This window comes from Flavobacterium enshiense DK69 (assembly GCF_000498495.1).
In the GTDB taxonomy this organism is placed as follows: Bacteria; Bacteroidota; Bacteroidia; order Flavobacteriales; family Flavobacteriaceae; genus Flavobacterium; species Flavobacterium enshiense.
Genome location: NZ_AVCS01000007.1, coordinates 19,683 through 34,982 on the forward strand (window position 1 = coordinate 19,683; position 15,300 = coordinate 34,982).

Below are 15,300 nucleotides of genomic sequence, written 5' to 3' on the forward strand. Positions count from 1 at the left end.
TCCAATGAAAAAGAACTATTTGTGGGTAACTGTATTGTTGCCTGTACTTTCTTTTGCCCAAACTGAGGCAAAAGTAATCGAACTCGACATTCGAGGCAGAAGTTGTGTCGGCGGACTCGGGATCTGTTCTGCCATGTCGTCTGAAACCAACAAAACGAGCATGAAAAATTTTAATGTTACAAAGCAGTCTTTCAATTCGCTACTGATCCAAATAGAAATCAGTAAGCTTACCGCAGAGGAACAAAAACTGTTTTTCGGGAAAGAGTATGCCAAAATAACACCAAATGAAACCCTGGAGTTTATCCAGGATGAGGATTTTAAATTTGACATGAACGCATTGCTTTATTTGGAGATGGATCCAAGGTATCCGATACTCAGAAAAGGAAAGTATCCCGTACAAATAAGTAAAGACTCTGTGAAAGTTACGCTTACCTTATCGGAAGGTTAAAAGCAAAAGTTGTTTCCATGAAAAAAATACATTACCAATTCGTTCTTCTGCTGTGTTTGTTAACGCAGCAACTAGAGTCTCACAATCTGTTTGAAAATTTAAAAGAGCCTAACGAGTTAATTACCGAGATGGCAATCGAATTACAATATGTAAGGGATCAGCATCAAAACCGATATTGGAAGTATAGCGAACAGTTGACAATCGTTACCAAAAAGATGGTGTCAGAAACGAATCTGGAACGAAAAATGGATCTTTTAATTAAGAAAGACGAAATCAGGGAACAACTTCTTCTTCTGAAGAATGAAACCAATAATGAAATATCCAAAATACGCTATTTAAAAGGGCTTCAGATTATTAAAACCTTATACGAAAAGGTATTGAGCCTGGACCATCATTTCGCTTCTGTACGAACACTCAATGAAATCAATAAAATAGCAAACCCCAATCAGTACCCGGAATACAGCAAGTTAAAAGAAGTAGTAAACGCCAAAAAAGATAAGAAAACAAGCCTTGATTTAACTTCTGTATTGGGTACTAATCCCATTGTTTCCGTGGTGGAGACGTTCACGAATATGCTAACGTCCACCCTGACAAAAAGCGAAAAAGAAAAAAGTATGGCCGATGTAGAATGCATTCTGGATTTTACCCTGCGGATGCAAAACGACCTCAATACCATTTATTTTGAAACAGCTTTCCTTCAAACCAGTAACGATAAAATCAAACAGGAAATCGAATTGCTTTTTAAGGATTACACCAAGCCCATCGGGTACATTGCATCGCTAGACAATTGCAGGACCAACGACGACTGGGAATCCATCACCCAAAAAATGGAAGACTACCTGTCAAAGATGAAAATTGCCACTGGGAATGCGCAGTACAAAATGCAGGTCAATATCGAGTTTCCTATCGACAGGTTGTTGCAGTTCATAGCGCAATATAATAATTTCATCGATCAGGGCGGAAAATTTTACGAAAAATTCAAAATCATCCTCAATAGCTACGAGAACGAAAAACAATGCGAAACCAAACTGCCGTTGGAATATAAAAAACTCAAATCCGATGTCGATGTGGCGATCAACAAATTCAATGTCGCCTACAAACCGGTGGAAGTCAACGGCACCAAAATGAAGGAAATATTATACGGACTCAACGAATTTGATTAAATGCTGAAAATTGTAGCCGAGCTGATCCTTTGGATGTTTAGGATCATCACCGAAAATCTGATTTCCTAATTGTATTTCATTTTCCGTAAAATGCGCATCACTTCCTTAAAGGAAACGTAGGCCGCGGGATTGTTATAGGTCTTCAGAAGCAGTTTGGCATCAATCAGTTTTTGTTTGGCATCCTGAAAACCGTTGAGGTAGCAAATCATCAGTATGGCGGGAAGGTTTTCCAGATCCTTCTCTTCCCGGGCAGTTAATGTCAGCCCTTTTTCGAGTTTGCTCACCAGAGCAAGATTGGAATTGTAAATATGGAACAGCATTTTACGGTTGTACTCCGGAGGTTCAAACAACATTTTGGTTTCCATCTTGTAGTACCCGTTTTCATAAAAGTGAAGCGTTACCTTTTCCAGCGGATAATAACTCGTTTTGTCGTTAAGTCCTAATGGGACATACTCGGTAATCGTAAAAGCATTCTCAGAATATTCCACCGTCACTTCATCCAGAGCCGAATAAAAAAGTTTGACCTGTTCGTTGATCAGTTCGATGTCTACACGGGAGTAAAACGTTTTATCGCGCAGTTTTTTCTTGTTCCCTGCCCAACACACTACAAATAGCTCTTTAAAGACTTTATATTTCGGGCTCATGTCCGGATGACGGTTGTTGATGAAGTCAATCACGCCCTCCAACGTATGCGCAATGCTGTTGTGTGAATTGTTTTCGATGCTGATAACCGTTTCGGCATTCAAATTCTTCGTTTTAATCGACATCGAAACTTCCGATACGGTCTCCACAGGCATAGTCGAACTTCCCCGTCTCATGAAAATGCTTTTGGCGACAATGGTATGAATGCCTTTTTTAAAAGAAGAAATTTTATTGTTGGGTTTGATGGTTACCAATCCGACAACCTTGTCTTTCGGAAGATTCGGAAATGGCACATTCTCATATTGGATTTTCGGCGCATTGTCCAAGTAGGCATTCACCAGGTTCTGAATGCGGCTGTCGTCAAAGAAATCGTCCCCTAGAATCTCATTGTCCTGGTCTTCAACCCCAACAACAATATAGGAATTGTTCAGTGGATTGGAATTGGAAAGCGCACAAATGTGTTTTAAGAACTTGGCCTTCCCTTCTTTGGTGTGTAGGTTAAGCTGTCTTTTTTTGTCATAAAAAGTGCTTTCGTCACTGTGGGCGAGCAAATTTTTTATAAGAAGACGCTTATTGATCATCCTGAGAAATGTTTCGGTTTGCAATACAAAGTTTATATAAAGTTCGTTAAAATTTTGTTAACGTTTATAAGATAATAGTAAAAGAAACGTTGTGAAATTAATACCCAAAAAAATAACCTAAAAGAGTTACTTATGAAAATCTTAAAAAACTGCATGCTGGCATTTTTTACAATGGCCTGCATATCTGCTTTACTGGTAAGCTGCAATGACAATGATGATTCCCAGGTTTCGGGAACTTCGAAAATTACGGTTCGCATGACCGATGCTCCTGGTGACTACGACGAAGTCAACGTTGAGGTAGTCGATGTGGAGATTAAATCCCCTGAGGGTGGGTGGATGAGTATTGGTAATAATCCAGGTGTTTACAACCTATTGGATTTGACCGGAGGCGTTAGTGTAATCTTGGCCGATAGTATTGTGCCATCGGGACATTTGGGCCAGATGCGCCTAATCTTAGGTCAGAACAATACTGTTGTGAAAGACGGTGTAAGTTATCCTTTACGAACTCCAAGCGCACAACAATCCGGATTGAAACTGCAGATCAACCAAACATTGGAACCGGATTTTACTTATAATTTCCTATTGGATTTCGACGTGCAACATTCTGTTGTGGTTGAAGCTGGAAATTCAGGAAATTATAACCTGCACCCTGTAATCAGAGTAACAACAGAAGCAGCATCGGGCGCAATCAAGGGAACGGTAGAGCCAATCGATGTGCCAACAGAAGCTTCGGTTATGGTTAACGGCGTTTTGGTTACTGCAAATACTGACGATTTGGGTGTGTTCCAGTTAAACGGAATCCCTTCCGGAACTTATGCGGTAACTTTAACACCGGATCCTGCTTCTGGTCATCCCGTTTTGGTTGTTGATAATGTTGTTGTTGTAAACGGGCAAATTACCAACATGGGAACCATTGCACTGCCATAAGTTAACAATAAATATAAATTTTATTAAAAGACAGCCAAAACCATGGTTGTCTTTTGTTTTTTAACCAATCATTAACAACTTAACAGCAAATTAATTTTCAATTTGCACTGTCAAAATATCTTATTAATTTCACGGCTCAAAAAACACACACAAATGGAAGATACGACAGCTACTATGGACATTAGGGCAATTAATGAAAAAATAGAGAGAGAAAGTGCTTTTATTGACCTTCTGACAATGGAAATGAACAAGGTAATCGTTGGTCAGAAAACCATGATCGAACGTTTACTTATCGGTCTATTGGCTCAGGGGCATATTCTTTTGGAAGGTGTTCCCGGATTGGCGAAAACTCTAGCCATCAATACTCTTTCTCAAGCAGTTCACGGTACCTTCAGCAGAATCCAGTTTACTCCGGATTTACTTCCTGCCGATGTGGTGGGAACCATGATTTATAATATGAAAGTGAATGACTTTTCCATTAAGAAAGGTCCTATTTTCGCCAACTTCGTTCTTGCCGATGAGATTAACCGCGCTCCGGCCAAAGTACAGTCGGCGCTGTTGGAAGCCATGCAGGAAAAACAGGTGACCATCGGAGACGAAACCTTCAAATTAGACAGGCCGTTTTTGGTAATGGCTACTCAAAACCCGGTAGAGCAAGAAGGAACTTATCCGTTACCGGAAGCTCAGGTAGACCGTTTCATGCTGAAAGTCGTTATCGATTACCCTAAAATGGAAGACGAGCGCTCTGTTATCCGTCAAAACCTGAACGGCGGATTTGAAAAAGTGAGCCAAGTGGTTTCCTTAGAGCAGATCTTACGTGCGCAGCAAGCTGTTCGTGAGGTGTACATGGACGAAAAAATAGAGAAATACATCTTAGATATAATTTTCGCAACGCGTTACCCTGAAAAATATAAATTAGCCGATCTGAAACCATTAATCAGTTTCGGAGCTTCGCCTCGTGGAAGTATCAACCTGGCATTGGCGGCAAAATGTTATGCGTTTATCAGACGACGTGGGTATGTAATTCCGGAGGATGTTCGCGCCGTAGTACACGATGTGTTACGTCACCGTATCGGAATTACGTATGAGGCTGAGGCTGAAAACGTTACTTCAGTAGACATCATCAACAAAATCGTTAACGAGGTTGAAGTGCCTTAATTTCAGACTGCAGTAAGCAGATTTCAGTAGCCAGTTTTGAACTTAGGCCTGAAATCTTCATTCTGCATTCTGCATCCTGAAAAATATGGATACCAAAGAATTACTGAAAAAAGTACGGAAAATTGAAATCAAAACCCGAAGACTGAGCGATCATGTCTTTTCGGGCGAATATCATACGTCGTTTAAAGGGCGGGGAATGACTTTTTCCGAAGTGCGCCAATATCAGTTTGGGGACGACGTTCGTGCCATCGACTGGAATGTAACGGCGCGTTATAACGAACCGTACATAAAAGTGTTCGAGGAAGAACGCGAACTGACCATGATGCTGATGGTAGACTGCAGCGGATCGGAGAGTTTCGGAACCAAAAACCAGCTGAAAAGCGAAATCATCACCGAAATTGCCGCGACTATGGCTTTTTCGGCGACCCAAAACAATGATAAGATCGGATTGATTTTATTTTCCGATCAGATCGAATTGTTCATCCCTCCTAAAAAGGGAAAATCCCACGTACTTCGTATCATTCGTGAACTGATCGAATTTCAGCCTAAAAGCAGAAAAACCGATTTGTCCCAGGCACTGAAATTCCTTTCGGGTATTCAGAAAAAGAAAGCCATCGTATTCGTAATTTCCGATTTCATGACAAGTGATTACGAGCATACGCTTAAAATTGCCGGAAAGAAACATGATGTAACAGGCGTTCGAGTGTATGACCATCGTGAAGAATCGATGCCAAACATCGGAATGGTAACCATGGAAGATGCCGAAACAGGTGAAATCATGCTGGTAAATACCAACTCGAAAAAGGTACGCATGGAGTATGAGAAAAACTACCTGGATAACGTAAGATATTTTAACGAAACGTTTTCCCGTTGCGGATCCGGAGCGGTGAGCACAAGGGTAGACGAGAGTTATGTGACCAAATTACTGGGCTATTTTAAATCGCGATAACAGCGTCGGTGCCGAATAAGCATAAGCAGTGACAAAAAAATGACAAACAGAAAACAATACATATTCCTTTTTTTACTGATTGCAACCTTAGGTTTTGCACAGCAGCCGGTGCAGACCAGTGTTGATTCAACCAAAATCAAAATCGGTTCTCAGTTCAATCTGACTTTAAAAGTAAAAGGAACAAAAGAAACCCGAGTAGCTTTTCCTGAAAGCAAAAACTTCGGAAAACTGGAAGTGCTGGAATCGTACCCAATAGATACGATTAAGAAAGACGCTAGTTATGAATTCATAAAAAAATACGGCTTAACGCAATTCGACTCGGGCCGTTATGTGGTGCCGAGAATTCCGGTGTTAATCGGAAACAAACAATTCTTATCTGATTCGGCTGTAATTGTAGTCAACAACGTAGTAGTCGATACGCTCAAACAGAAAATGTACGATATCAAGCCGATTGTTGAGGTTAAGGACTCATCGTCCGATTTCTGGTGGTATTTATTGGCAATAGTGTTGCTTGGCGGACTGGGATTCTTAGGTTATTGGCTTTACAAAAAGTATAAAAACCGTCCAAAGGAAGAAGAGATCATTTATGCTTCACCCATTGAAAAAGCAACCAGTTTATTACAGAGTTTAGAGAAAAAATCACTTTTGGAACACGGTGACGTTAAATCGTACTATTCCGAAATGACAGACATCACGCGTACTTATATCGAGGAAACCGTTCACATTCCTGCTATGGAGAGTACAACTGAAGAACTTTTGGTGTCGATGAAACAGGCGACGATGAAGAAGAAAATGGGTATTCGTCAGGAGACCATGGAAACTTTTGAAAAGATCCTTAAAAATGCCGATCTGGTAAAGTTTGCCAAGTCCAAGCCTATGGATTTTGAGATTACCGAAGATCGTAAAAATATCGAAAAAATCATTTTTACCATTGATAAAGCCTTACCGAAAGAAATTGAAGAGGACGAGGTTGATTCTGATTACGAAAGGCAACAGGAAGAACTGAAACGCAAAAAGATTAAAAAACGCAATACCATTGTTGGAATAGCGTCCGGTTGTATTGCTTTACTTGTAATTGGATTCGTATTCTTAAACGGAACGAGTCTTTTTGGAAGTTCAACTAAGGAATTGTATGATCAAGACTGGATTACCAGCGAATACGGAAATCCCGGCGTAATTATAGCTACCCCAAATGTTTTGCTTCGTAAGGATGCAGATAAAGAACTGCCAAAAGGGACAATGGCGTTGTTGAAGGAAATGCAGATGTTTGAATATGGAGGTTATTTTGATGATTACTATATCACGGTGAGTACTTCAAAATTCAAGCAGCCAATGAAAGACAGTGAAACTGCACCGATGCTGGATAAAGCATTGGAAGGCGGACTGAAAACACTGGAATTGAGAGGGGCTCAGGATATAATAATAAAAACGGAGGACTTCAATACCGGTAACGGACTTTCGGGAAGAAAAGCCTACGGGACAATGAACATGCTCGACCCGATCAAACGTAAATCGGAGAAAGTATATTACGAATACATTGCCTTCGGTCAGGAAGGCGGTTTGCAGCAAATACTTTTGGCTCACAAAGAGGGCGATGAATTTGGAAGCAAAATCACGTCCAGAATTTTAGAATCAGTCGAACTTAGAAAAGCAGCACAATAATGAAAAATATCACGTTTGCTAATCCGGAATTCTTCTGGCTGTTTTTGGTTCTTCCGATAGTTATTGGCTGGTATTTTTGGAAGCGAAAGGAACATTCAGCGACGTTAAAAGTCAGCTCGGTTAAAGGGTTCAAAGTGTCGAATTCGGCGTTACCAAAGCTAAAGCCAATGTTGTTCATCCTGCGGCTATTGGCTCTAAGTGCCTTGATCATGGCAATCGCCCGACCGCAATCAACCGATGTTACTAATAAATCGAGAACAACACGCGGAATCGATATTGTAATGGCAATTGACGTTTCGGGAAGTATGCTGGCCAAGGATTTAAAACCTAACCGTATGGAAGCTTTGAAAAGAGTGGCTTCCGAATTCGTGGAAGAACGTCCCAATGACCGTATCGGATTGGTGGTGTATGCGGCCGAAAGTTATACCAAAACGCCGGTAACCAGCGATAAAGCTGTAGTTTTAGATGCGTTGAACAGTGTTAAATATGATAATGTATTACAGGACGGAACCGGAATCGGAGTCGGATTGGCCACGGCGGTAAACCGTTTAAAGGATAGTAAAGCCAAAAGTAAAATCATCATCCTTTTAACCGACGGGGTAAACAATTCGGGATTTATCGACCCGAGAATGGCTTCTGAAATCGCAAAAGAATATGGCATAAAGGTTTACACTATCGGAATCGGAACCAACGGAATGGCGGAGTTCCCCTATGCGATCGCGCCAAACGGACAGTTTTTATTCCGTATGATGAAAGTAGAAATCGATGAAAAACTGATGAAGGAAATCGCACTGATGACCGACGGAAAGTATTTCAGGGCCACCAGCAACAAAAGTTTGGAAAGCATTTATAACGAAATCAATAAATTGGAAACCACAGAGGTTCAGGAACAGCGTTTTTATAATTACGATGAAAAATACAGGCTGTTCGGATTTTTAGCTCTTGGTTTGCTGAGTTTGGAATTAGTGTTAAGAAAGACCTTGTTTAGAGGTTTTATATAAGTGATCATGGAGAATTTTGAATTTGACGAACCGAAATATTTTTATTTAGCACTCATCTTACCGATTCTGCTAGTGCTTTTCCTGATCAATTTGTATTGGCAGAAAAAAAAGCAACGGGAATTTGGTGATTTGGAATTGTTGAAACAGTTAAGCCCTGAGAAATCTACGTTTAAGCCGGTTCTGAAATTGGTCGTAGTCTTATTGGGTTTGGCGGCATTGGTTCTTGCTTTGGTAAATCCGAAAATCGGGACCAAAATGGAAACGGTGAAGCGCCAAGGTGTAGACATCGTTTTTGCGGTGGATATTTCCAAAAGTATGCTTGCGGAAGATATTGCGCCGAACCGTCTTGAAAAAAGTAAACAGGTGGTTTCGCAAATTATCAATCAATTGGGCAGTGACCGCATCGGAATTGTCGGTTATGCCGGAAGTGCCTACCCAGTTTTGCCAATAACCACTGATTACAGTGTAGCGAAAATGTACCTGCAAAGTATGAATACCGACATGGTTTCGTCACAGGGAACAGCATTGGGAGAAGCGTTGAAGCTGGCCGGTTCGTATTTTGATGATCCGCAAACTAGTAAATTGATCATTATGCTTTCCGATGGAGAAGATCACGGTGAAGGTTTTGAGGAAGCATTGGAGGAAATTAAAGACAAGAAAATAAAAGTAATTACAGTTGGTATCGGAACAGAAAAAGGAGGTCCGATTCCATTGCGCCATAATGGAGTAATCGAAGGCTTCAAAAAAGACCGTGAAGGTGAAACAGTTATTACGAAGTTATATCCTGAAACATTGAAAACAATCGCCAAAAATGCCAGTGGAGGGTATGTTTTCGGAGGGAATACCAAAAATGTCCTTGATTACGTGAAAAACGGATTGGACAATTTAGAGAAAACCGATTTCGAAAGTCAGCAGATTGCCGATTTTGAATCGCAGTTCCAATGGTTTTTGGGCATCGCCTTTTTCTTGCTGTTTTTGGATGTTTTCTTTTTGGAAAGAAGAACAAAATGGGTCAGAAAACTGAATTTATTTAATGAGGAGAAAAAATAAAAGTCGGATGAAGCATTTAATTTTATATATCTTTTTATTGTTTTCTGTGGGACTTTTTGCCCAAAAGAAGGATAAAAACCTTCCGAAAGGAAATGAAGAGTTCAACGATAAACAATTCGCCGAAGCGGAAGCGGATTACCGTATTTCGCAATTCCAAAACCCACAAAGAGCAACATCATCCTATAATTTAGGGAACGCAATTTACCGTCAGAAACAACCAAGCGAGGCCAAGCATTCGTATTTGGAAGCCATCGAAAATGCCAAAGGAAAGAAACAGAAGCACAAAGCCTATCACAATTTAGGGAATGTGCTGATGACGGAAAAAAACTATCAGGGCGCTGTGGAAGCTTATAAAAATGCACTTCGTAACAATCCTAACGATGAGGAAACCCGCTATAATTATGCATTGGCGAAGCAAAAATTAAAAGAGAATCCGCCTAAAAAAGACGATAAAAACAAGGATAAGGACAAAGATCAAAACAAAGATCAGCAGCCGAAAGACAATAAAGACCAGAACAAGGATCAGCAGGATAAGAATCAGGACAAAAACCAAGACAAGAAAGACGATCCTAAAAATCCGGACAAAAAAGAAGGTAAAGGCGATGAGGACAAACAACCTCAAAAACCACAACCAAGCGGCGCTTCGAAACAACGAATGGAAAATCTGTTGGATGCGCTGAACAATGAGGAAAAGAAAATTCAGGATAAAGTTAAGGGAAGGGAAGTCAAAGGAAGACCGACTCAAAATGAAAAAGATTGGTAATCGATTTGAGAATAATGTGTGTTGATTTTATAAAAGAAATTAAATTGATGAGAAGTAAAGGTTTCATTCTGTTGTTGTTTTTAGCCGTTCAGTCGGTTTTTGCTCAAGTGGAGTTCAAAGCCACAGTGAGTAAAAACAACATTGGAATTAATGAGCGTTTGCGAATCGATTTTACTATGAATGATGATGGTGATAATTTCGAAGCACCATCGTTTGAAGGATTTAAAATTTTTGGCGGACCCAATCAGTCGGTTAGCTATTCGTGGGTGAACGGTAGAAAATCGTTCAGCAAATCCTACTCTTTCTTTTTGATGCCTATCAAAAAAGGAACATTTGTCATCAAGCCTGCTTCGATAGAAATCGCGGGAAAAATTTATAAAACCAATCCGGTAAAGATTACGGTAGGAAATGCAGTAGCGGAGCCCGAACCGGAAGAGGAAGAAGATCCGTTTGCAGTCATCTTTGGGAGTCAACGAAGAAGACAACAGCAACAGCAGCAGCAACAACAATTGCCATCGTCACTGAAAGATGGCGACGGTATTCATTTAGTGGCAGAAATATCCAATTCGAATCCGTATCTGAACGAACCGATAACGGCTGTTTATAAGCTGTATGTGAGTCCGTATGTTAGCGTTAGTGATTTTCGTGAAACGGCCAGTCCGAAATATAACAATTTCTGGAGTCAGGCCATTGATCTTAAAAACCTGTCCGTTCAGATGGGCAAATACAACGGGGAAGATTATCGTTATGTGGTCCTGAGAAAAACCGTTTTGTATCCGCAAAAAACTGGGAAATTAAGGATTGAGCCATTGACATTGGATATTACTATGCAAGCACCAACCGGTCGTCGTGATGTTTTTGGTCGAATGGAGATTACCAACGGAACCAAAAAAGTGTCAGCAGGTGCCAAAATGATTAACGTGAAAGCCTTACCGGAAGCTGGGAAACCAGAGGGATTTGATGGTGCGGTCGGTTCTTTCGACTTTAAAGTGAAAACTTCAAAAACGACTTTAAAATCAGGCGAATCGCTGGAGTTAACCGTAAGTGCTTCCGGTAAAGGGAACATGAAGTTGTTTACGTTGCCTAAGCCTGTAGTTCCAAGCGCGTTGGAAATGTATGATCCGGAACATAAGGAAAATGTAACCACGCCTTTGTCGGGCATGCATGGGACAATTTCCGACACTTATACGATAGTGCCTCAATACAAAGGTGTTTATGCAGTTAAACCATTAGTGTTTTCATACTTTGATTTGGATTCGAAATCGTATAAAACAATAACTTCTGAAGAGATAAAAATAAATGTGTTGGATGGGCAAATGCCGACTTCAGGTGATCAGGTGGCTTCGGCAGGTAAACAAGAGGTTGTCAAAAGCGATCAGTTTGCTTTTGTGAAAGCCAAAACAGAATTGTCTCCAATCTACAGTGATGATTTTCTTGGTTCCAGTTTGTTCTATACTCTCTTATTTGGTCCTTTCCTGATCATTCCGGTGATTGTATTGGCGAAAAAGAAAAAAGAAGCCATTGATAGCGATGTGGCCGGAAACAAAATCCGTCAGTCAAACAAGATGGCTAAAAAGTTCCTTTCCGAAGCCAGCAAACAATTGGGTAATAAGGAGCCGTTCTACGATGCTATGGAGCGTGCAATGCATAACTTCCTGAAAGCTAAATTGTCTATTGAAACATCCGAAATGAGCAAGGATAACATTCAGGAATTGCTGGTTTCTAAAAATGCACAAACAGATACGGTAAGTGATTTCATGAAGTTGATGGATAACTGCGAATTTGCCCGTTATGCACCGTCAACCAGTGTGGCAATGCAACAGGATTATGATAAGGCGGTAAGTGTTATTTCCGATTTGAGTAAGCAGATTTAATTTTGAAAGCGATGAAAAAGTTGTTCTTTATAGTTTTATTGGTTTCTCAGGCCATTTTTGCCCAATCCGCTTTTGAGAAAGGAAACGAATTGTATCGAAAAGAGAAATACGAAGAAGCCGTGGTTTTGTATGAGGGAATCCTGAAATCGGGAGAACAGTCGGCTGAATTGTATTTCAATCTGGGAAATACCTACTACAAACTACATAAGGTGGCGCCGTCAATTTACAATTACGAAAAAGCGCTGTTGCTGAATCCCGACGATACAGAAATCCAGACCAATCTGAAATTCGCCCAAAAAATGGCGATAGACGAAATAAAAGTGGTTCCTGAGGTAGGCTTTTCGAAAATGTTGAGCGACCTTTTGGATGTATTCCATTATGATACCTGGGCTGGAATTGCCACAGGTTTCTCGGCTTTGTTTCTGTTGTTTTTCATCGGCTATTATTTTGGTGCTACTTCTTTGGTGAAACGTTCGTTTTTTGTTGCGATGATTTTTTCCTTGGTGGTTATACTGATAAGTGTCGCTTCGGCTATAACTGAACGAAACAATTACAATAAGGAACGCCCTGCTATCGTGTTTGCAGAAGTAATTTCAGTAAAAAGCGAGCCTATGGCTTCAGGTCCAGAAGCATTCGTATTACATGAAGGGACTAAAGTTTTTGTTTTAGAGGATCGCGAAAAATGGCGAAAAATCCAGCTAACCGATGAAACCGAAGGCTGGATTGAAAAAGATGCGATTCGTGAGTTGAAATCCAGCGAACAGTAATCAGTTTTCAGTAGACAGTCTCTATGAACTTTTTATAGCGCCTTCTTTTAAATTGTTGAACCAATCGGTTAAGACAGGCAATAAAAATTCAGAAGTTTTCAGTATCGGATTAAAAAGCAGTGACTCATCCTGGGTTTCTTTGGAAACCATCATATTGTTGATGTTCACTTTCTGGAACAGGCACAAAACAACACCTAAAAGTAAAATCGTTTTTATCGTTGCAAAGAGTCCGCCGCCTATGGTGTTGAGCCATCCCATAAAGGTCATATTTGCTACGCCGGATAATACTTTGGCTAACAAATGAATGGCAACCACAACGGCTATCAATGTCAAAATAAAAGCGGTAACCTGAATGGTTTTTGGTGACCAAGATACCACGCTGCCAACTGCAGAGCGGGCCACATACGAAAATTTAATGGCAAGGTAGATTCCGATGAAAAGTGAAATCAGTGAAGCTATTTCAACGAAAAGTCCGTTGCGAATACCTTTAATCAATCCAAATACCAGAAAAGCGGCCAACACAATATCAATAAAACCCATAACAAGAGAATATAATAAAGCGCAAAGATAGAAGAACAGGCGTAAAAGAGGTGTGAGTGAAAAGTAAAAAGGGATAAGGGATAAGTTAAAAGTATAATTCTCGTCGTACAACTCACTATCTTTGCAACGCAATTTTATGGTGTATGGATTAATAACCCATATATCATAACTCATAATTTCAAAAAATGTCAAGAGACGAACAATTAAAATCACGCTGGGAAACAGTGGTCACAATACTTTCCAATCAATTTGCCGATGGCGAAATATTGGATTTGGATGCTATAATTTATCTGATAGGCGTTCAGGAATTAGGGCAATTCAACAAGACTTTCAAAAAGGATGAAAAGGTAAACCTGATGCATATCGCCATTTGCCGATTGTTGGAGCCTTACGGTTACTACGAATTTGAATTTTTCGACAACGACGGCTGGCCGCATTACAAGGTTAAGGAGCAGCTTCCACCGTTGAAAGCCGGAGAACAATCGGTGCTGATGAAAGAAGCGATAGTGAATTATTTTCTGGAAAAACAGCTTATTGAATAGTAATCAGATGAAAGAACACAGATTTCAGACCTAAAACTTCTGATTTCTGACTTTTAACTTCTAACTTTTTCCTAAATTTGCATCCAATTACAGAATGACGATGACAGACAAGATTAAAGAATACATTGGTGAAGCACAGTCTTTTACTACTGATAATAAAGAAACCTTAGAGGCTTTCCGAATCAAGTTTTTGGGAAGTAAGGGCTTGTTGAAAGACCTTTTCGCCGAGTTTAAAAACGTACCGAACGACCAGAAAAAAGAATTTGGTCAGGTAATCAATTTGCTGAAGGTAACTGCCGAGGATAAAGTAAAAACCATTCAGGAAGCCTTGGAAAGCAAGGAAGTTGCCGGTGGTGTTTACGGTGATTTGACGCGTCCTGGCGAGCCTTTGGTTGTCGGTTCACGTCATCCTATTTCCATCGTAAAAAATCAAATTGTCGATATTTTTTCCAACATCGGATTCAATGTTTCTGAAGGTCCGGAAATTGAAGACGACTGGCATAATTTTACCGCTTTGAACCTTCCGGAATACCATCCGGCAAGAGACATGCAGGATACGTTCTTCATTCAGAGTAATCCGGATGTATTGTTGCGCACGCACACTTCATCAGTTCAGGTACGTTATATGGAAGAAAACAAACCGCCGATCCGTACGATTTCACCGGGACGTGTTTTCCGTAATGAAGCGGTTTCATCTCGTTCACACTGTATTTTTCATCAGGTTGAAGGTTTGTATATCGACCAGAATGTTTCGTTTGCCGATTTAAAGCAAACCTTGTTGTATTTCACAAAAGAGATGTTCGGAAAATCGAAAATTCGTTTACGTCCGAGTTACTTCCCGTTCACCGAGCCAAGTGCCGAAGTGGATATTTACTGGGGATTGAAAACTGAAACCGATTACCGAATCACTAAAGGAACAGGTTGGTTGGAAATCATGGGTTGCGGAATGGTAGATCCTAACGTTTTGAATAATTGTGGTATTGATGCTAACAAATATAACGGTTTCGCTTTTGGTATGGGAATCGAGCGTATTGCGATGTTGTTGTACCAAATTGGAGATATCCGAATGTTCTACGAAAACGATGTTCGCTTTTTGGAACAATTCAAATCAAGTATATAAAATTTAAGGCTGTCAGAAGACAGCCTTTTTTTGTTTTTTATTTTTAGTAATGCTCAAAAGTTTGAAAAGAACGGATTTTTTATTTATTTGTTTTGAAAATCAGGTTTTTGCCG

The 15,300-nt window shown here is 40.2% G+C and carries 15 protein-coding genes; 13 read left to right on the forward strand and 2 right to left on the reverse strand.

The annotated features are described in order from the left end of the window. The first annotated feature begins 4 nt into the window (after positions 1 to 4). Complete coding sequence (locus FEDK69T_RS04920; RefSeq protein WP_035630316.1) at positions 5 to 448, forward strand: hypothetical protein; 444 nt, start codon at positions 5 to 7, stop codon at positions 446 to 448. A gap of 17 nt (positions 449 to 465) precedes the next feature. After that, the gene (locus tag FEDK69T_RS04925; RefSeq protein WP_023573052.1) at positions 466 to 1,611 is read left to right on the forward strand and encodes a hypothetical protein; all 1,146 of its coding nucleotides are present in this window, start codon (positions 466 to 468) and stop codon (positions 1,609 to 1,611) included. A 65-nt stretch (positions 1,612 to 1,676) separates the two neighbouring features. Here FEDK69T_RS04925 and FEDK69T_RS04930 read toward each other — a convergent pair whose 3' ends face one another. Then, positions 1,677 to 2,834, reverse strand: a complete 1,158-nt coding sequence (locus FEDK69T_RS04930) for an ATP-binding protein (RefSeq protein WP_035630314.1) — start codon at positions 2,832 to 2,834, stop codon at positions 1,677 to 1,679. Positions 2,835 to 2,966: 132 nt separating this feature from the next. Here FEDK69T_RS04930 and FEDK69T_RS04935 point away from each other — a divergent pair, with 132 nt between their 5' ends. The 9 genes from FEDK69T_RS04935 (at position 2,967) to FEDK69T_RS04975 (ending at position 12,985) form a co-directional block, all read left to right on the forward strand. Next, a complete protein-coding gene (locus tag FEDK69T_RS04935) occupies positions 2,967 to 3,761 on the forward strand; it encodes a DUF4382 domain-containing protein (RefSeq protein WP_023573054.1) in 795 nt (264 codons plus the stop codon). A 153-nt stretch (positions 3,762 to 3,914) separates the two neighbouring features. Then, a complete protein-coding gene (locus FEDK69T_RS04940; RefSeq protein WP_023573055.1) occupies positions 3,915 to 4,919 on the forward strand; it encodes an AAA family ATPase in 1,005 nt (334 codons plus the stop codon). Positions 4,920 to 5,004: 85 nt separating this feature from the next. Continuing rightward, entirely contained in the window at positions 5,005 to 5,868 is an 864-nt protein-coding gene (locus FEDK69T_RS04945; RefSeq protein WP_023573056.1) for a DUF58 domain-containing protein, read from the forward strand. A 39-nt stretch (positions 5,869 to 5,907) separates the two neighbouring features. Then, complete coding sequence (locus tag FEDK69T_RS04950; protein ID WP_035630312.1) at positions 5,908 to 7,530, forward strand: hypothetical protein; 1,623 nt, start codon at positions 5,908 to 5,910, stop codon at positions 7,528 to 7,530. Beyond that, the gene (locus tag FEDK69T_RS04955) at positions 7,530 to 8,531 is read left to right on the forward strand and encodes a vWA domain-containing protein (RefSeq protein WP_023573057.1); all 1,002 of its coding nucleotides are present in this window, start codon (positions 7,530 to 7,532) and stop codon (positions 8,529 to 8,531) included. The genes FEDK69T_RS04950 and FEDK69T_RS04955 overlap by 1 nt, the downstream gene beginning before the upstream one ends. A 6-nt stretch (positions 8,532 to 8,537) precedes the next feature. After that, positions 8,538 to 9,581 carry a VWA domain-containing protein gene (locus FEDK69T_RS04960; protein ID WP_023573058.1) on the forward strand — a complete coding sequence of 348 codons (1,044 nt, stop codon included), beginning with the start codon at positions 8,538 to 8,540 and terminating at the stop codon, positions 9,579 to 9,581. 7 nt (positions 9,582 to 9,588) lie between these two features. Beyond that, positions 9,589 to 10,344, forward strand: coding sequence for a tetratricopeptide repeat protein (locus tag FEDK69T_RS04965; RefSeq protein ID WP_023573059.1), 756 nt, complete (start codon positions 9,589 to 9,591; stop codon positions 10,342 to 10,344). A 47-nt stretch (positions 10,345 to 10,391) separates the two neighbouring features. Further along, entirely contained in the window at positions 10,392 to 12,218 is a 1,827-nt protein-coding gene (locus tag FEDK69T_RS04970; RefSeq protein ID WP_035630369.1) for a BatD family protein, read from the forward strand. 11 nt (positions 12,219 to 12,229) lie between these two features. After that, positions 12,230 to 12,985: an SH3 domain-containing protein gene (locus FEDK69T_RS04975; protein ID WP_035630310.1), complete on the forward strand. Its 756-nt coding sequence runs from the start codon at positions 12,230 to 12,232 to the stop codon at positions 12,983 to 12,985. Between the two features lie 21 nt (positions 12,986 to 13,006). On the opposite strand, the gene FEDK69T_RS04980 is transcribed toward FEDK69T_RS04975, so the two are convergent. Continuing rightward, positions 13,007 to 13,699: a CvpA family protein gene (locus tag FEDK69T_RS04980; RefSeq protein WP_316949014.1), complete on the reverse strand. Its 693-nt coding sequence runs from the start codon at positions 13,697 to 13,699 to the stop codon at positions 13,007 to 13,009. 11 nt (positions 13,700 to 13,710) lie between these two features. Here FEDK69T_RS04980 and FEDK69T_RS04985 point away from each other — a divergent pair, with 11 nt between their 5' ends. Together FEDK69T_RS04985 and pheS are read left to right on the forward strand one after the other, a co-directional pair. Continuing rightward, positions 13,711 to 14,067: a hypothetical protein gene (locus FEDK69T_RS04985; protein WP_023573062.1), complete on the forward strand. Its 357-nt coding sequence runs from the start codon at positions 13,711 to 13,713 to the stop codon at positions 14,065 to 14,067. 100 nt (positions 14,068 to 14,167) lie between these two features. After that, entirely contained in the window at positions 14,168 to 15,187 is a 1,020-nt protein-coding gene (pheS, locus tag FEDK69T_RS04990; protein ID WP_023573063.1) for a phenylalanine--tRNA ligase subunit alpha, read from the forward strand. The last annotated feature ends 113 nt before the right edge of the window (positions 15,188 to 15,300 follow it).